General features: G+C 45.5%; 20 protein-coding genes and 1 pseudogene. 8 read left to right on the top strand and 13 right to left on the bottom strand.

What is annotated here, in order from left to right:
• Nucleotides 1–2: 2 nt before the first annotated feature.
• Both BXP28_RS04345 and BXP28_RS04335 read right to left on the bottom strand, forming a co-directional pair.
• Nucleotides 3–1,901 (bottom strand): OPT family oligopeptide transporter, encoded by a 1,899-nt coding sequence (locus tag BXP28_RS04345; protein WP_036654118.1) that lies wholly within the window; start codon nt 1,899–1,901, stop codon nt 3–5.
• A gap of 345 nt (nt 1,902–2,246) precedes the next feature.
• On the bottom strand, nt 2,247–3,587 hold the full coding sequence (locus BXP28_RS04335; protein WP_024094178.1) for a sodium-dependent transporter: 1,341 nt from the start codon (nt 3,585–3,587) through the stop codon (nt 2,247–2,249).
• Nucleotides 3,588–4,001: 414 nt separating this feature from the next.
• Here BXP28_RS04335 and BXP28_RS04330 point away from each other — a divergent pair, with 414 nt between their 5' ends.
• The 4 genes and pseudogenes from BXP28_RS04330 (at nt 4,002) to BXP28_RS04320 (ending at nt 6,160) form a co-directional block, all read left to right on the top strand.
• Nucleotides 4,002–4,181: a hypothetical protein gene (locus tag BXP28_RS04330; RefSeq protein ID WP_036654111.1), complete on the top strand. Its 180-nt coding sequence runs from the start codon at nt 4,002–4,004 to the stop codon at nt 4,179–4,181.
• Nucleotides 4,182–4,357: 176 nt separating this feature from the next.
• Nucleotides 4,358–4,642: a Gfo/Idh/MocA family protein gene (locus BXP28_RS23870; protein WP_023483069.1), complete on the top strand. Its 285-nt coding sequence runs from the start codon at nt 4,358–4,360 to the stop codon at nt 4,640–4,642.
• Nucleotides 4,639–5,379, top strand: a complete 741-nt coding sequence (locus BXP28_RS04325) for a Gfo/Idh/MocA family protein (RefSeq protein WP_023483070.1) — start codon at nt 4,639–4,641, stop codon at nt 5,377–5,379. Before BXP28_RS23870 ends, BXP28_RS04325 begins: the two co-directional genes overlap by 4 nt.
• A 308-nt stretch (nt 5,380–5,687) precedes the next feature.
• Nucleotides 5,688–6,160, top strand: a pseudogene (locus BXP28_RS04320) (GNAT family N-acetyltransferase).
• Nucleotides 6,161–6,236: 76 nt separating this feature from the next.
• Here BXP28_RS04320 and BXP28_RS04315 read toward each other — a convergent pair.
• The 7 genes from BXP28_RS04315 to BXP28_RS25505 form a co-directional block, all read right to left on the bottom strand.
• The gene (locus BXP28_RS04315; RefSeq protein WP_024094182.1) at nt 6,237–6,419 is read right to left on the bottom strand and encodes a hypothetical protein; all 183 of its coding nucleotides are present in this window, start codon (nt 6,417–6,419) and stop codon (nt 6,237–6,239) included.
• Complete coding sequence (locus BXP28_RS04310; protein WP_144029632.1) at nt 6,409–7,005, bottom strand: hypothetical protein; 597 nt, start codon at nt 7,003–7,005, stop codon at nt 6,409–6,411. The genes BXP28_RS04315 and BXP28_RS04310 overlap by 11 nt, the downstream gene beginning before the upstream one ends.
• A 41-nt stretch (nt 7,006–7,046) precedes the next feature.
• Nucleotides 7,047–7,205 (bottom strand): hypothetical protein, encoded by a 159-nt coding sequence (locus BXP28_RS22440; protein WP_024094183.1) that lies wholly within the window; start codon nt 7,203–7,205, stop codon nt 7,047–7,049.
• Between the two features lie 547 nt (nt 7,206–7,752).
• A complete protein-coding gene (locus BXP28_RS04305) occupies nt 7,753–8,928 on the bottom strand; it encodes a glycine C-acetyltransferase (RefSeq protein WP_036654109.1) in 1,176 nt (391 codons plus the stop codon).
• Between the two features lie 16 nt (nt 8,929–8,944).
• Nucleotides 8,945–9,535, bottom strand: a complete 591-nt coding sequence (locus BXP28_RS24935; RefSeq protein ID WP_023483074.1) for a zinc-binding dehydrogenase — start codon at nt 9,533–9,535, stop codon at nt 8,945–8,947.
• A gap of 68 nt (nt 9,536–9,603) precedes the next feature.
• Nucleotides 9,604–9,807, bottom strand: a complete 204-nt coding sequence (locus BXP28_RS25510) for an alcohol dehydrogenase catalytic domain-containing protein (protein WP_311854269.1) — start codon at nt 9,805–9,807, stop codon at nt 9,604–9,606.
• Nucleotides 9,808–9,825: 18 nt separating this feature from the next.
• The gene (locus BXP28_RS25505; RefSeq protein WP_311795305.1) at nt 9,826–9,993 is read right to left on the bottom strand and encodes an alcohol dehydrogenase catalytic domain-containing protein; all 168 of its coding nucleotides are present in this window, start codon (nt 9,991–9,993) and stop codon (nt 9,826–9,828) included.
• Nucleotides 9,994–10,204: 211 nt separating this feature from the next.
• On the opposite strand from BXP28_RS25505, the gene BXP28_RS04295 reads away from it, so the two are divergent.
• The 4 genes from BXP28_RS04295 to BXP28_RS04280 all read left to right on the top strand — a co-directional run bounded on the left by BXP28_RS04295 (nt 10,205) and on the right by BXP28_RS04280 (nt 14,184).
• A complete protein-coding gene (locus BXP28_RS04295; RefSeq protein ID WP_024094186.1) occupies nt 10,205–10,438 on the top strand; it encodes a ferredoxin family protein in 234 nt (77 codons plus the stop codon).
• Nucleotides 10,439–10,925: 487 nt separating this feature from the next.
• Nucleotides 10,926–12,011, top strand: coding sequence for a bifunctional 3-deoxy-7-phosphoheptulonate synthase/chorismate mutase (locus BXP28_RS04290; RefSeq protein WP_023483076.1), 1,086 nt, complete (start codon nt 10,926–10,928; stop codon nt 12,009–12,011).
• A 183-nt stretch (nt 12,012–12,194) separates the two neighbouring features.
• A complete protein-coding gene (locus tag BXP28_RS04285; RefSeq protein WP_023483077.1) occupies nt 12,195–12,461 on the top strand; it encodes an AbrB/MazE/SpoVT family DNA-binding domain-containing protein in 267 nt (88 codons plus the stop codon).
• Nucleotides 12,462–12,615: 154 nt separating this feature from the next.
• Nucleotides 12,616–14,184, top strand: a complete 1,569-nt coding sequence (locus BXP28_RS04280; RefSeq protein WP_023483078.1) for a right-handed parallel beta-helix repeat-containing protein — start codon at nt 12,616–12,618, stop codon at nt 14,182–14,184.
• Between the two features lie 2 nt (nt 14,185–14,186).
• On the opposite strand, the gene BXP28_RS04275 is transcribed toward BXP28_RS04280, so the two are convergent.
• The 4 genes from BXP28_RS04275 to BXP28_RS04260 are packed head-to-tail and all read right to left on the bottom strand — an operon-like array spanning nt 14,187 to nt 17,667.
• Nucleotides 14,187–14,576: an LCP family protein gene (locus tag BXP28_RS04275; RefSeq protein WP_496543687.1), complete on the bottom strand. Its 390-nt coding sequence runs from the start codon at nt 14,574–14,576 to the stop codon at nt 14,187–14,189.
• Entirely contained in the window at nt 14,462–15,193 is a 732-nt protein-coding gene (locus BXP28_RS25735) for an LCP family protein (protein WP_077584909.1), read from the bottom strand. Before BXP28_RS25735 ends, BXP28_RS04275 begins: the two co-directional genes overlap by 115 nt.
• 4 nt (nt 15,194–15,197) lie before the next feature.
• Nucleotides 15,198–16,565 (bottom strand): sugar transferase, encoded by a 1,368-nt coding sequence (locus BXP28_RS04265; RefSeq protein WP_023483080.1) that lies wholly within the window; start codon nt 16,563–16,565, stop codon nt 15,198–15,200.
• A gap of 19 nt (nt 16,566–16,584) precedes the next feature.
• Nucleotides 16,585–17,667: a glycosyltransferase family 4 protein gene (locus BXP28_RS04260; protein ID WP_077584908.1), complete on the bottom strand. Its 1,083-nt coding sequence runs from the start codon at nt 17,665–17,667 to the stop codon at nt 16,585–16,587.
• Nucleotides 17,668–17,705 lie beyond the last annotated feature (38 nt).

The raw sequence follows: 17,705 nt of genomic DNA, 5'->3' as shown, positions 1-17,705 counted from the left end.
ACCTATTTCCCGGTCTTGACTTGTTTAGCTCTCATAATTACAAAGTAGAGCAAAGCTACAACGAATAAGAAGACAACTGTTGGAAGAAGGTTGTTTGTGAAGAGCGGATTATCCCCAATTGCATTTGGAGCCAGCCAAATGATAATGGCAATAACCACACCTAGGAGAGATTCCCCTGCGATAAGACCTGATGCAAACAGAATTCCTGTTTCTTCACGGGACTTCACCAGTTCCGGTGCCTTATTCCTGTTGCGGAAATCTACAAGCCATTTGACAAGCCCCCCAACCATAATAGGGGCACTTGTTGTAATCGGCAGATAAATACCGACTGCAACAGTCAAAGAGTTCAGTCCAAGGAACTCGATCATCACAGCAGCGCCTGCCCCGATAAAGATCAGATCCCATGGAAGGTTATTCGACATAATGCCCTCTACTATCATCTTCATTAAAATGGCCTTAGGTGCCGGAAGTTGTTCTGAGCCCATTACATAAGTTTGATGCAGTACCGAGAGGATAAAGCCGATTGTAAGCCCGGAAACCAAAACCCCGATCATCATGGCCACCTGCTGTTTCCAAGGAGTTCCGCCTACGAGGTACCCTGTTTTCAGGTCCTGGGAAATATCCCCGGCAACAGCCAGTGCTGTACAAACGATAGCACCTACAGTCAAAGCAGCAACCATACCGCTCGAACCCGTCATGCCTGTCATCTTGAAGATAAACGTAACAATCAATAAAGTAGCAATAGTCATACCGGATACTGGCGAGGATGAACTTCCGACCAAGCCTACAATCCGGGACGCAACCATTACAAAGAGAAATCCAAAGATGGCAATAGCAATGGCTCCGATAAATCCGACATCTGTCAAAGGCGCTACGGCAATGATAATAATCAGAATTGCTGCGGCAAGAACTACATATAAAGCTGGAATATCGCGGTCCGTGCGATCTACTTTATCATTTGTCGTTCCATGATTTTTATTTTTAAACGAACGGAACGTATCGCGGAGTGATCCGTATAGCATAGGGAGAGTTTTCACGAGGGTAATCAAACCGCCTGTCGCTACAGCTCCCGCCCCGATATAGCGGATATAATTACTCCAAATATCCATGGCAGACATGGCCCCTATTGCCTTGTCCGCCGCAGGAGCCACCATTCCTGCAGAAGCGCCAAAGAAAGAAATCATCGGTATAAATACGAGCCAGGCCAGTACCCCTCCGGCAAACATTTGACCCGAAATTCTGGGCCCGATAATATAGCCGACACCGAGCAGGGTCGGATACGTATCCATACCAATTACGGCATTTTTAAATCCGGCAATGTTGGTTTCCACACTTGTTTTGAACAGTTTAAAACCATCACCCAGTACTTTGACCAGCCCGCCGACGATAAAACCGAATAGAACCAAAACAGCGCTTTTTCCCCCTTCCTCGCCGGAAATCAGGACTTCCGCACAAGCGGTTCCTTCCGGGTAAGGAAGTGTTTCATGCTCGTTTACAATCAGCATACGGCGAAGCGGGATCATCATAATAACACCAAGAAAACCGCCGACTAATACAATAAAGCTGATGAGTATCTGGCTGGGATTGGCTTCCCACAAAAATAAAGCAGGAAGGGTAAAAATTGCTCCTGCCGCGACCGCTTCCCCTGCTGTCGTCATCGTTTGGACAATGTTGTTTTCCAAAATGGACTTCCGCTTAAAAATCCCACGGAGAATCCCTAACGAAATTACAGCAGCCGGAATGGACGCACTTACGGTCATACCTACTTTAAGCCCCAAATATGCGTTTGCAGCCGCAAAAATAATTGCCAGAATAATTCCTAATACGATGGCAAGTACCGTAAGTTCTGGCAGCGACCTTGACGCCGGGACGTAAGGTACGAATTTTTTATTTCTGTCCATATCCTTTCTCCTCACTTCTTTTGATTCTTTATCTGAATCCATTTCACGACTCGTCTTTCTATTCGGACCGGTTTAAAGTCTTGAAAATCTGAGCCGCTTTTACTATATGAGCATTTTTGCAATAATTCAATTGAAACGATAATTGGTGACATAATATTGAAAATTAAATCATTTCGAATACTATCTGGTACCGTCTCAACCACATTGGGATCATGCAAAATTTTATATCTATCATTGATAACTATCAATGAAATGCTCACCCAGCCATTTAAAGGAATGGATTCTATCTATTTTGAGATAACTTTTATTTTACCACAGTGCATAAGTAAAAGGATAGAAAAAAGATCACACAAGTCCAAGAAGCCCTAAGAACACAAGGATTATGACAACGGGAATAATATATCTTAATGCAAGCAGCCAGGCTGCAAACCACCTTCTAGCCTTAGTTGAACCCATTGTAAATTCCCGGTAAAGAACATCCTTACTGATTTTATACGGGACGAAAAACGCAATGAGCAAGGCTCCAAGGGGAAGCAAAATATTGCTGACCAGATAATCGGACAGGTCGAACACAGTCTTTCCGAACAAGGTAACATGCTGCATGACGCCATAAGATAAAGCAGACGGCACGCCAATTGCCGTGATACAAATCCCGATAAGCCATGACCTTTTTTTTCTTTGGGACGTTTCCCCTTTGGCCACTGCCGCCACAATAATCTCCAGCATAGAAAATGCAGAAGTAAGGGTAGCGAATAAAAACAGAATCAGGAATAAGAACAGAAATAAACCCCCGAACGGAATGTGCTCAAATACAGAAGGAAGCACAATGAAAAGTAGTCCGGGTCCAGCCGTAGGTTCTATTCCGGTAGCAAACACAGCAGGAAAAATCGCGAATCCCGCCATAAGGGAGATCATCAGACACAACCCGACAATGGAAACAGCCGAGCGGGTCAGGCTTTCCTTTTTATCCAGATAGGAACTGTAGGTTACCATTACCGAAGCCCCGACGCTTAATGAAAAGAAAGATTGCCCCATGGCTTCCAAAATGGATTTTCCGTTAATTTTAGTAAAATCAGGCGACAAAAAGAAAGAAACCCCTTTCATCGCATTCGGAAGAGTAATAGCCCGGACAATCAATACAAGAAACAGTAAAAATAAAGCTGGCATCATATATTTGCTTGTTTTTTCAATGCCATTCTGTACACCTCGTGCCACTACAACGATCGTCAGCACCATGAATATGACTTGGGCGCCGATTGCAAGGAGCGGATCGGCAATTATACCTTCAAACATCCCTTTATAACCTGCTTCCGTACCCAATAGGTTTCCGGTAACGGATTTCCAAAGATAGAGTAAAATCCAGCCACCCACTACACTATAAAAAGAAAGTAAAATAGAACAAGTAACAATCCCGATTTTTCCTACCCACGGCCAGAAGCTGCCGGGAGCTATTGATGTATAGGCAGAGATGGCTTCCTTCCCGGAGGAACGCCCAATTACAAACTCTGCCAGCAAAAGGGGAAGTCCAATGGCTACCGTAAAAAAAACAAACAGAAGAAAGAAGGCCCCTCCTCCATATGTCCCTACCACATAAGGAAATTTCCAAATGGCTCCGAGCCCAATTGCCGAACCTGCCGCTGCCAGAATAAATCCAAGTTTTGAAGTCCATTGCTCTGAAGTCTTCATGTTCTTCTCTCCCATTCTTGAGTTTTTAATCCAGCTACTATCTAAGCCTAAATTCTACTAGATATTATTCAAAAAATAAGAATCATATTTCACAAGGGCTGGTGATAATTTACTCTCGATTTGAACCAACGGTGCTTACTCATTCCGATATTGATATGTCTAGAATTAGGATAACAATCAATATACCGCCCATAATCCTCATGATAAAACATTCTGTTAAAAGATGCCGGCAGTAGTTAGGTATACCAAAACTATTCCCTTGTATGTAAAAATAAAAAGCCTAAACAATAGAATCAATTTCATAAAACTACTGGATGACCCATTCGTCAATAAGATTTAGCTTTTTTGTCTATATCTTTACCAATTCAGGCACAAATCTCAAGTATGGTTATGTTTTCAAAAGAAGGTGGTACAATGTCCGAAGATGGACCTAAAAAAATCAGTCTCGCCGAAGCTGTAAAGCAAAAACTGGCTCAAAAAAAACAGGAACAGGCAAAAAAGCCCTCCTCATTCCATGATTCAGGCACTAAAGTGCTGAAAACCCAGAATAACAAGAAACCGAATAATCAGCGCAGGCGGACCGGCGGGTCATAAAAAAGACCCTGCGTTTCTAAGACAGTGAAGTTAGTCCCGGACTCTCCGGCCGATACATGGCAAAAAACAATATAAATTTTGCAAAAACCGCCATTGTTCCTACTTCCCGAATCCCCTTAGAATAAAGAATGTAAATGCTTTAATCATCTTAAGTAGAAGCAAGGGAGAGACTGATTATGTACAAAGTTGGACTTATTGGTTGCGGAAATATTTTTCCCATGCATGCAGCTTCGGTCGGGCTGACACCGGAAGCTGAACTTGCGGCTGTTTGCGATGTTAAAGAGGAAAGGGCTAGTCAGGCAGGTGGGCGTTATCAGGTTCCATTTTATACAGATTATAAGCAAATGATCGAGAAGGAGAAGCTGGATGCGGTCCATATTTTAACCCCCCACTATCTCCACCCCCAAATGGCTATATATGCCGCAAGCAAAGGGGTACATGTGCTGACAGAAAACCGATGAGCATCTCTTTTGAAGATGCCGAAGCGATGGTTCAAGCGGCGGCGGAGAACCATATTACTCTGGGCGTTATATTCCAGAACAGATACAACCCCGGTTCCCAAATGGTAAAACAGGCCCTTAGCGACGGAAGTCTTGGCCGGATACTGGGTGCCAAGTGTTTTGTAACCTGGAACCGGTCCGATGAATATTACAGCCATAGCGACTGGAAAGGAACCTGGGACAAGGAAGGCGGCGGCGTAATCATTGATCAGGCCATTCATACATTGGATTTGCTGCGTTGGTTTGTGAATGACGAGATTGAGTACGTTGACGCTGCCATCAGCAATCGCGCCCATTCCCGGATCGAAGTGGAAGACAGTGCGGAAGGCGTGATCAAATATAAGAACGGAGTTGTAACGGGGTTTTGGGCCGTAAACTATTACTCCACTGATGCACCGGTCGAAATTGAAATTCACTGCGAAAAGGGCATTGCCAAGATGGTTGCAGACCGCGCCATTATTCATTATAACGATGGAACAGAAATGTCCAGGGACAAAAATCCCGATGAAGTGATTGATTACGGGGAAGGTGTAAAACAATACTGGGGTGTAAGCCATTACAAGCAAATCAAGGAGTTTTATTCTGATCTCAGCAGCGGAAAAAAACCATTCGTGGATGGCCATGAAGCTATGAAAACCCAGCGGATGATTGCCGCCATTTACCAATCCGGGCGGGAAAATAAACGCATTTTCTTCTAAACTGTTGCCTGACACGTTTCTCTATCTGGGAGGAACGTGTTTTCTTATTGCCATTGTTACTGTAGACGGGTATATAGATAATAAAATACGGCCACATTCCAGATACCAGCCTTACTAACTATAGGTATCCAAATAAATATAATGTTCCCATACTTGAGATACAAGGGGCTGAAAAATCATCAATCTCTTAATGAAGCGGCTGCTAATTGCAACCCATACACAATGTACAAAAGTATTAATATAAAGACCGTACTTAGCAGTAGGCTAAATGATAGTAAAATTAACCAGAAATTAGGAGGAAGCATGAAATGTCCCTACTTGTAATATCCCCCCATCCCTCATCCGACCCTTACCCTTTCGAACTTCTTCTGGATGCCGACCCTTCCGAACAAAGAGTAAGGAATTATCTTAGCCGCGGAAAGTGCTGGACAGCAAAGCTGGATGGTTCAACCGTCGGAGTGTATGTACTCCTGCCTACCAGACCGGACACGCTGGAACTTGTCAATGTGGCGGTCGCTCCCGACTTCCAAGGCCAGGGGATCGGAAAAAAGCTGGTTCTTCATGCCATTGAGACGGCCAGTAAAAAAGGTGCCGCATCATTAGAAGTGGGAACAGGAAACTCGGGGTGCATCAACTTGCTCTCTATCAAAAATGCGGGTTCCGCATCACGCATGTCGATCTGGATTTCTTTACCCGCTATTATCCCGAACCTATCTTTGAAAACGGCATTCAATGCCGGGACATGATCCGTATGAGCATTCATTTCAGCCATGACCGATAAGGCCTGACGTTTCCAAAAATAGTAAAGGCAATTACCCTTGTCCCACAACGAGTAATTGCCTTTACGCCTGAATCCCCTAGCCTTGCAGAGCCTGATTCAGTTTAGCCCGCATCATTTCATTATCGGTATGGTAATAGTCCATTTCTTCTTCCAGAAGTTCGGAAAGCGATTTTTTTGAAACAGCAAACAACACGACATTCTCTAGCGTTGCACTGCCGCCCTGTTTCTCTTTCATAACCTCGATTTTATTATCTTTCACCCATTAGCCCTCCTATCAGGACATCAATGACTTGCAGCATCATCATATTATGTTTAATTATACCATGAAGTGCTTCATGGTGATAAGTATTAAACTTGTTCTCGTCCCAGGAAGCGTCCGCCGGAAAATGAAATGTAATTACATATTTCCCTTTGGGCAGACAAAAATAAAAGACTTGCTTAAGTTCGGTATAAGACAATGTCATCTGCTTCAACTGGTAAGATCTCGCAATATAACTGTTCGTATCCGTCAGACGGATGTTTGAAATGCCCCGTACATCCCCGCATCCGCCCACATATTTTATAGAAGTGCCGTTATCCTTATATAGAATTACTCCACTGCAAGGTGCGATCATTCCAATCATTTCCTTGGTGTAAGGTGCGTAGTCGTAACAAATCTCCGCCCCTCTCATGCTGCTCTGCAAGATATACAGGCATCTGGGCAGATCTTCTATCCGAATGGTGAAGGAAATCGTTTCAAACAGTTTTTGCAGCATTCCATAAGCCCGATCATACATATCACTGAGCTGAAACTTCCGTTCCATCTCTTTGCCCATGGAAAGCAGGACAGCACTTCTTCTCAGCATATCGCTTAAATGAGCTTTCCAATCTATGCTAATCCCATATTTCATCGCCTGAAGGTAAAGGTTTTCTGGTTTAAATCATATAGGAACAGCCAGACATAAGGGTCCACCTGCGGAGGAAGCTCAGCATGGTTCTCAAGCCGGCTCAGCATGTCTCTGAATTTGGGTTTGCTGCGGTGTTCAGCTACATACTCCCCGCTCAATTGTCTGGATCCCTTTCTTAAGCTGAAAATATTGCTTTAGTACTACTTCATCCACATAGACCAGTACGGCTTTTTTATGATGAAGAGCATGGATGACCTCCATATGGGTTACCGTGCGGTCCGTTTGTTCAATAAAGCTGCCTGTTTAGAAGGTTGTGTTCCCTGTTCGTAAATCCTACGGCCTCCAGTAAAACCGGCTCTCCGTGATGAGCTATCAGAGCGGTGCCGCTGAATGACCCGCTTTTTCAAATCCGTGCAGCCATGCCTGCAATATTTCTCTGCTTACCATGGGTTTTCCTCCCTTAATCCTGTCTACCTGCACTTAAGTGTAAAGCCTTTCTGTTAAGCCAGTATCAAAACAATGTAAGAAAACGCTTAAGTATTATCGAAAAACCAATTTTCGCCAAATGGATGCTTGAGTGTTATTTTAATCAATTAATGCTTCACTGCCAAGATGCAAATAAGAATAATACCGGGAGAAACCATCAGAAAACAGATGGTCCCCCCCGGTATTAATTAATCGGGAACTTGACGGGTGAATGCCGGATTATATGAGTCCGAATTCACGGCCTATGGAAGCAAGGTTTCCTAAAACAAAGTCTAACTCCTTACGGGTATGCTGTGCCGTCACAATAAAACGGACTCGTCCCTTATCCATAGCTACGGTAGGATAAACAATTCCTTGTGCGAATATGCCTTCCTGCAGCAGACGGTCGGAAAATTTCATCACTTGCTCCGGACTTCCGATAATAACTGGAATAATTGGGGTTTCACTTGCTCCCGTGTCCAGTCCAAGTTTACGGCAGCCTTCCCGGAAATAGGAGTCATTCTGCCAGAGGGTTTTCATCAGCTCTTCGCTTTGTTGAAGCTGACGAATTGCAGCCAGACTGGCTGCTGCTATTGCGGGAGGAAGCGAGGTGCTAAAAAGGAAAGAACGGGCCTTATGAATCAGGCACTCCTTCATAATCTGTTCGCAGGCCACATAGCCTCCCACAGTTCCAACAGCTTTGGAGAGGGTTCCTATCTGGAAATGAACTCTTCCGTGTAAACCAAAATGATCTGTGGACCCTTTCCCGTATTTGCCGAGTACTCCGCTGGCATGGGCGTCATCGACATAAACGAAAGCATCATAGCGCTCTGCCAGCTGAACAATATCAGGCAGCGGTGCTATATCCCCGTCCATGCTGAACACACCATCAGTTACGATAACTTTATGCCGATAAGACGTACTGTTTTTCAATACTTCTTCCAACTGGTTCATATCTTTATGACCATATATTTTCCGGGCAGCTTTCGTTAGGCGGATTCCGTCGATAATACTGGCATGATTGAGCTCATCGCTGATTACTATATCCCGGTCAGACAGAATGGATGAAAGTACACCCTGATTTGCCGTAAAACCTGATTGAAAAACAAGTGCGGCTTCAGTACCTTTGAATGCGGCCAATTCCTGTTCAAGCTGATCATGAATCCGGAGGGTGCCGGTGATGGTACGTACAGATCCGCTTCCAACTCCGTATTGTTCCAAGAACTCCATGCAAGCCTTTTTAAGTACCGGATGGCCTGTAAACCCCAAATAATTGTTGGAAGACATCTGTAAAATCCGTCTTCCCTGAAACTCCATCCATTTGTCCGAGGCGCTATCCCAAATGGTTAACGGACGATAGCGTCCCTCTTTTTTAAGATGTTCCAACTCCTCTTGATAGCTCGAAAAATCAGGCATACTATTTCCTCCTTTTTTATACATCATGAAGAAACACGATTTTTCCGCATTGACCGGATTGAACCAGTTCGAAGGCTTCCTGGTATTGATCTAAAGTAAATGTATGCGTTACAAGGGGGGATAGATCCAATCTCTGCTGTTCCAGCATCCCTTTCATCTGGTACCAGGTATCATACATGCGTCGTCCGGTGATGCCGTGAACATGAACACCTTTAAAAATAATTCCTGTTGACAAATCCAATGGCACTTCACCTGTTGGAATGCCGAGCAAAGAAACCCTGCCTGCATGGGCTACAGCCTCAAAGGCTTCACGAATCGCACTCGGATGACCTGACATTTCCAGAACGATCTCAGGTCCTTCCCCGCCCATCGCCTCTTTAAGACTTCCGGCAAAATGGGGATGGTCCTTGCTGTTGATAACCTTATTTGACCCCATCTGTTCAGCCATACGAAGCCGATACGGGTTAATATCGACAGCTGCTATGAATCCGGCTCCGCAGGCTTTAGCTACGGCAATAGCCATAAGACCGATCGGCCCTGCCCCAACGACGGCCACACTTTTACCCACCACATCACCTGAAAGAACCGCCTGAACCGCATTTCCCAACGGGTCCTGCAGGCAGGCTATTTGAGGTGGTAAAGCTTTCGAATTCGCTATGATGTTTCTTGCCGGGACTACCGTGTATTGCGCAAAACAGCCCGGTACAGTGATGCCAAAACTTTGGGTATAGCGGCAGACGTGCGCCCCCCGGTTCGGCAGGCCCTACATAGTCCACAGGCAAAATGACCCTCAGCGGATACGTAATCGCCTAATTGAACATTGGTCACTTGTTCGCCCACGGCCTCCACAATCCCGCAAAACTCATGCCCGAACACCATGGGCAGCCGGAAAGTTTTCTAGGCCCAGGCATCCCAGTTATAAATGTGCAAGTCGGTTCCGCAGACCGAACTCGCCAATACCCGGATTTTCACTTCATCCAGTCCCTGAACCGGTACGGGTACTTCTTGATAGACTGCACCAGGTTGTCCTACTGTTTTTACAAGCGCTTTCATCACTTCGCTCAACGTGGATCCCTTCCCTTTGTCAGCATGCTCTTTCTTGCCTACTTATTTTAACATTTATTCACAACATTTGTCTTCCCGTCCTCAAAAACCGTTCCTAAGACTTCCGGATTTAATAATTTTTTATCTTGACAACTTTTACGGACTTGCTTCATACATTAGAAATATCGGTTTCATTTCTTCCATAAAACGGTTCTTAAAGGAGGTTCTGCGGATGGCCTTTGTTATTACATCTCCATGTATTGGGGAAAAAGCTGCTGATTGTGTAAGCGTCTGTCCAGTTGATTGCATTCACGAAGGAGAGGATCAGTACTATATTGATCCGGATGTATGTATAGAATGTGGCGCTTGCGAAGTCGAGTGCCCGGTAACCGCCATTTTCCATGAGGATGATGTGCCAGATGAAGAGAAGTCCTTTATAGAAAAAAACCGGGCTTTTTTTGCTTAAAAATAAGCTGTTCTGACAAAAATTTCATTTTTTTAATTCGAACCCTTGCTCTGCAAGGTTTTTTTTCTCAAAAACGACCTGGATCGGCAGTGTTTTTTATTCTGTATTGAAAAAAAGGTTGCATAAACTTCATTCTTGTTTTATAATCCATTTAATTTATAAAATGATTTGACAACAGCTATGACGAAGATAAGTAAGCAGATGTCCACCTGACAGGGACGGACTGCCGGAGATTGAGAGCGGTCTGCAGGAAGTGCTCTGCCGAACATTCCCTTCCGAGCTGGCCCTTGAACAGCCATAATGGCCCAGTAGAGTGCGCCCGGTCATTTAACGGCCGTTATCTAAACAAAGCGAGATTGGTCAAACTGTCTAACAAGGGTGGTACCGCGTGCATGCGCCCCTTGGTGGGCGGTTTTTTTATTTCCGGGATATAGGCAGCAAATTCCTGTGAAAACCAAAGAAACCAAACAAAAGGAGTGGAATTTTCATGAGTCATGAATTGGATGTACTGCGTGACAAACTTAACACAATAAACGGTCAACTGCTCTCTCTTCTAAATGAGCGGGCAGATATTGCCCGGCAAATCGGGGAAGTCAAGCAAAAACAGGGGATTCCCAAATACGATCCGGTGCGTGAGAAACAAATGCTGGATGATCTCGTTGCTAAAAATGAAGGCCCCTTTGAAGATTCGACCATCAAACATTTGTTCAAACAAATTTTCAAAGCTTCCCTTGACCTGCAGCAGGACGGTCACAAGAAGCTGCTGCTGGTGTCCAGACAAAGCCAGCCGGCCAATACCGTTATCGAGCTTAACGGAGCTACTATTGGAGGCGGTACCCATGAGCTGATTGCAGGCCCTTGTTCTGTAGAATCGTACGATCAGCTCCGTACAGTTGCTGCCGCTCTCAAACAACAAGGAATTAAAATTATGCGCGGCGGTGCCTTCAAACCCAGAACTTCCCCTTATGACTTCCAGGGTCTCGGCATCGAAGGCCTGAAGATGCTGAAAGAAGTCGGTCAGGAATTCGGACTTATTACAATCAGTGAAATTGTGGACCCGTCCCATATGGAACTAGCTGCAGAACATCTGGATATCATTCAGATCGGCGCACGCAATATGCAAAATTTCGAATTGCTGAAAGCGGCGGGAAATGTCCGCGTTCCGATTCTTCTTAAACGCGGACTTGCCGCTACAATTGAAGAATTCATTCTGGCTGCGGAATATATCCTCTCACGCGGAAACAAGCAGGTCATGCTCATTGAGCGCGGAATACGTACCTATGAGAAGTGGACCCGGAATACACTAGATATATCAGCCGTCCCTATCCTTAAACAGGAGACCCATCTTCCTGTTTTGGTAGATGTCACTCATTCAACAGGACGGAAAGATATTCTCGTTCCATGTGCGAAAGCAGCCCTGGCCGCAGGTGCTGACGGTGTCATGGTAGAAGTGCATCCGGATCCGGCTACGGCTCTTTCTGACTCGGCCCAACAGCTCAACATTCCCCAGTTTGAACAATTTTACGCTGAAGTTAAAGCTTCCGGTCTGTTGAAAGATTCCGCTTCGGTGTGATTATAAAGACAGGGTATATACATTGTCCCTGTGCATTTTGCTGGCGGCGATCCTCTTGTTCCCGTCTTCACAATTATGTCACATATGAACAAAATTCCTCCTTTTTTCAGAAAAAAAGAAACCGGGATAAGACAAGCTTCGTAGATAATTACGCCAAAAGTATTGGGAAGGAGATCTATCAACATGAAATCAACTGGTATCGTAAGAAAAGTGGACGAATTAGGAAGAATCGTTATTCCTAAAGAACTTCGTACTACACTTAGCATTGAAGAAAGAGACGGTCTGGAAATTTTCGTAGACCAGGAAAGGGTTATTCTCAAGAAATATGCTCCGGCTTGCCTATTTTGCAACTCTGGAGAGGAAACGGTATATTTCAAAGGCAAACTGATTTGCCATAGTTGTCTGACCGAAATGGTAGAGCAACAAAAAGAACCCGCTCAAACCATTTAAAAACTAACAAACGGTTCGTCTATCCGGCGGCCGTTTTTTCTTATTCTAAAACAATTTGCTCAGTGCATTCCATGAATAACCATGCCATTTTTTCCTCCTCAGCGTATTCATATTAAGGAGGAAAATTTCACCACTAAGAAGGAAGGTCATTATAATGGCGGTTCTCGTTACAAGTATGGGTGCTGTGGGAGACGGCAAGACGGACAGCAGCTCCGATTTTCAAAGGGCGATCGACAGCTTGCCGCAAGAAGGAGAGGTTCTGGTTCCTGCCGGAACTTACATCATTAAAAATGTTCAGCTGCGATCCAAAATCCGGTTAGCCGGAGAAGGAAAAGCTTCCATCCTGAAACTCCCACCCTCTTCCAGAGTCTGGGATATGCTTTTCATAACCGGAGGAAATACGGCCGGGGAACAGATCGATATCGCTCATCTGACGCTGGACGGTTCCAGAGATTTAATCGGGCTTAGTGATGTGCAAATGCACGGCATAGATATCAGGTCAGGGAGTAAACAAGTTACGGTTACCGGAATTACCGCACAAAATATGTGTGGTGATGGCATTCGTACTACCCACGACGGTCAGCTTGGAACCGTACCCAGCCGAATTCAGATTGAACAGTGTTTTTTTACAGGTATCGGCAGACAGGATATCGCTGTCATCCAAGGATATGATCTAATAATCCAAGAATGCTGCGGTACGGGAACGCTGGATATTGAACCGGAGGATCCCCTCATTAAACGGATTGCTATAACGGGCTGCGACTTTAAAAAGCTGGTTATAAGCGCAAATGACCGTGAGCAAACTGCGGACATTGTTGTAACCGGTTGTACCATCCAGGAATCTACCGTATGGAATGCCCGGGGAGTGAATATGGGCAGCAACGAAATCAAACATCTCCGTGTATCTACGGCACAAGATATTACCCTTAGCGGCAATTCCTTCCGGATGCTTGAGCTCTATCCCACTTCGGATCAAACCTGTACCAATGTAGTAGTGACGGGAAACTTGATCCAAAACATTACGGATGCAGAAGGCATCCCCTTAGGGGGAGCATCAGGAAACCCCGGAGTTGCCCTCTATATGTGGAAAGCAATAGACTGTATTCTGACAGGCAATCTGATCCGGGCCGAGTCGGATGGAATTTACGTTTCTTCCGGCTGCCACCGCTCCATTCTCCAGCACAATCAGGTCACGCTTGTTCCCGGTCCCCTTACTCCTCCACCCGAAAGCGGCGGATCCGCAGGAATTGCCGTGATCAATGCCTCGCATGATTTGGATATTTCAGGAAATACCCTGCAGGGTTGGCATAACGGTATCCTCTCCGATGGTTCGGAAAATCCGGAGGGCTTAACTGTACAGCATAATATTTTCAAAAATTGCACAGGTGAAGAAGCGACCGTGTTTTTATCAGGCTGTGTAAATACTACCATAACGGGCAACATCTTTGACGAGGATCAGGGTATGACGGTATACAAGGGGAATGCCATGATTACGAATAATCATTTTACCAACTCCGTAAACCAGCGGATCGTATTGTCTCAAACCACAGCTGTGGTCGGTCTAAATACAGCCGTTTTAGACCCGGCCCATCTGCTCTTGAACGCCTCCTCTTCCGTTTCCTATTCCGGTGAAGATTTTATCATCCTTAAATCACCAAACGGTAAACATTTCTCAGTTTCGATCAGTAACGAAGGCAAACTGATTACCCTGCCCCTTCCCTAGCTTCAGAAAGTTTCCCTTACAAGTGCTGTCAACTTTTCCTGATCCGCCACCCAAAAGTAAAGGGGGACATTCATCAAAGCATCTATTAATTTCTCTCCCCTTCCGGGAATTTGCGAGTAGTAAATCCTGTCTTTCCCCATACCGGCAAAAAGCCAGCCTAAGCTGACAAGATCATGGTTTGAAAAATTGGTATCCAGCATATCCTGCTTGACATCCGCCCATAAACCGGGTAATTTCGGCACATTTGTCGGTTTCAGCAGTTGATTCGCCATCGCCTTCAATACCATAGCCTGATGCTTCTGTCTGCCAAAATCCCCGTCTGGAAGAGCGTATCTTTCCCTGACAAACTGAAGCGCTTCTTTCCCTGAGAAATGATGCTCCCCTTTTTCCAGTACAGTTCCCCCCCTGCAGACAAAGGGACCGGTTCATTTAACTCGATATCAATACCGCCTATCGTGTCGATTACATGCTGGAACCCCTTGAAATCCGTCTTCACATAGTAATGAATAGGGATTTTCAAAAGATCGCTGACTGCCTGGATCATGGCCCCGGTTCCGGAAGCGTTTCCCCCTTTTTTCTCCCCGATTGTATGGGCATGATTGATTTTAGTGTATCCGATGCCTTCCAGTAGTACTCTGGTATCTCTGGGTATTGACAGCAGCTGTACTTTCTTATTCTTTGGGGATACGTGTGCCGCCATGATAACATCCGTTCTGGAAACTTCGTCTCCCCTTGCATCGGTGCCAAGAAGCAGGACATTAAAATCCCCCTCTGACAAAGCAGACTGTTCCTGTAATACCGGAGCAGTCTCAGAGCCGGAAGAATCGCTCTGCTGAGCAGGCCTGGGATTTGCCAGGACCGGGGGCTTCTGCCGGCTAAAATGATATACCGGCTCAAACAGCCAGTAGAAGATCAGGCCCATGATCAGTAATACACATGCCGTTATACCCAGATATTTTTTCCATCTGGGTAAACGGCGTGTTTGTCTCTTTTCAGACTTGTTTTTCATACTCTCACCCCGTATGCCGCACTTTCTGATCGACTCTCTGCAGTTGGTGCGGTTGCTTAACTCCCTTTGCCTGCTCACGGTTCATAATGACGAAAAGGGTCTGAACTAAAATGCGGACATCCAATAAAAAACTGGCGGTACGAAGATATAACAAATCGAAATAGTGCTTTTCTTCAGGCTTTGTCGCGTAGGAACCATTAATTTGGGCCAATCCGGTCAGACCCGGTTTCACACTATGGCGCAGTTGGTAGGCAGGTACCTTACTCTGAAACTGTTCTACGAAAAATGGCCGTTCAGGCCTTGGCCCTACCAGACTCATATCGCCTTTCAGTACATTAAACAGCTGCGGAATTTCATCCAGCCGGGTGGCTCTCATCCATCTTCCAAGAGAAGTAATTCGCGGATCGGCAAGTTCAGCAAGAACCGGCCCCGTGTCTTTTTCGGCGTGATCCACCATGGTACGGAATTTGTAGATATGAAAAACGTTTCCATTTTTCCCCACCCTCTCTTGTTTGAATACCGATTTCCCTTTACTGTTCAAGGGAATCCATATATACAGAATTAGAAGAACCGGGCTTAAGAGACATATTCCTACCAGTGAGAATGTGATGTCTATAGTTCTTTTTGAAAATCTGAACCAGACTGAACGAGCCGAATACTCAGCTGCATACATCAGCCGGTCCCCCAACTGGGCGGTTTTCGGTTTGAATAATAATACATCTGATACAGCCGGCATGATCAGGATGGATTTCCCGTTGCAGGCTGCCCCATAAAGCCATGTTTCCAGGTGGGGATTTCCTTCAGACACCCATATTTCATCAGCTGCTTTCATTTTCTCCGGTTCGTATTCTCCCTGCTTTTGAAAACAGGTCTGGACCTCCTTGAATTCCCATTTTTGGGATAATGCCGATTCCAAGAGAGGCTGGACAGAGGTTTCATCTTGGCCGACAATTAGAATGACTTTCTTTTGCCTGCGTCGTTTTCCCAGCCACCCAAGAAGAATCCGGTATGCACTGGTGAAAATCATATGGAGCAGCCCGGCTGCAGTTAAAAAAAGAGGCGGATATGCACCTGGCTGAACGATCGAAGTAATGATATACGTCCCAACCCACATACCAGCTGCCTGGATACCGGATATAGACAAAATGTGTATCGCTTTATCCTCCGGTTCAAACATGTAAGAGCCCAGCATATAAAAACAGAAGATAGCCCATAAGGCCAGCCAGGGAAACATACTGGAATAACCGGGTATGCCTTTCTGAGAGGCATAAAGACCGTACCAGAATACATAAACTGCATAGTTGGCCGAGTGAACAAAAGACTGATAGGCAATCAAAGAGCCCCACCTGACCGGTTTTCCAAAATGAATCATATCGCTTTACCCTCCTGAACTATGCATTAGCCGGGTGTGAGGACGAACCCTTTTGTATCCGAACCGTTTCTTCATACACCCTCATCACTTTGGCGAACATTTGTTTATCCGTGAAATGCTCCTCGAAAAATCTTCTGCCTGCCTGCCCCATTTCTCTTCTCAGACTGGGACTTTCGCATAAACATACAAATCTGCTCCTTAGCAGGGTGGCGTCTCCCCTTGGAATAAGAAAGCCATTTATGCGGTCATACACAAGTTCCGGTACACCTCCCACCCCTGTTGCTATAACAGGCAAACCGGCACGAAGTGCCTCTACAATACAAATCGGTAATCCTTCCCATTCGGAAATTAGAAGAAGCCCCTGCGAGGAAGCCAATTGTTCGGCGATATCTTTACGCTGTCCCAAAAAACGGATATTTTCGGATAGTCCCCAGTCGTTTACAAGTTCCTCCAATTCCTTTCTCTTGGGTCCTGCCCCCATGAAATCAATCTTCCAGGGCTGGCCGGCAAGAGGAGCAACTGCTTTCAACAGGGTCAAATGGTCTTTTGGCCTCTCCATGCGGGAGACCATAACAAACCTGGGAGGAATTGCTTCAGGATTCGCTAACAACGGTTTACCAAGATCGGTGATACCGTTATGTATGACTGTCATTTTGCTTTCCTTCGCTACCCGGTATGTTTTAGCCAGCATATAATCAAAATGGGAGACGTTGATAATTTTATCCGCCATGGGTGCTGTTATCAGGTCAGCAGCTATGTAAAGCCATTTGGCCAAAAAAGGAACCCCCTCTGTAAAAGCCCAACTGTGTGCAGTAAACAAAGTCGGAATCCGTCCAAGCTTTCCTGCAAGCCGCCCTAACCAACCAGCTTTGGAAGAATGGGTAGCAAGCAAGTCCGGTTTTACCTCCTTTAGCATCTTTCGGATGGAGTGAAAAGCCTTAAAGTCTGTCCATGGCCGGATTGGACGGATCAGATCAGGCAGGCATCTTACTGGTATGCCATGCTCCTGAAGAAGCGGGATAAACGGCCCGTTTCCTCCGACAGCCACAAGAACCTCATGGCCCTGTCTCTGCAGTTCCCTGCTGAGCTCAAGAACATGCATCTGCGCCCCCCAATGCTGTCCGAGCGCGTAATCAGTTG

Origin of the sequence: Paenibacillus larvae subsp. larvae (assembly GCF_002003265.1) — a bacterium.
In the GTDB taxonomy this organism is placed as follows: domain Bacteria; phylum Bacillota; class Bacilli; order Paenibacillales; family NBRC-103111; genus Paenibacillus_H; species Paenibacillus_H larvae.
This window is presented reverse-complemented; position numbering and strand designations above follow the sequence as displayed.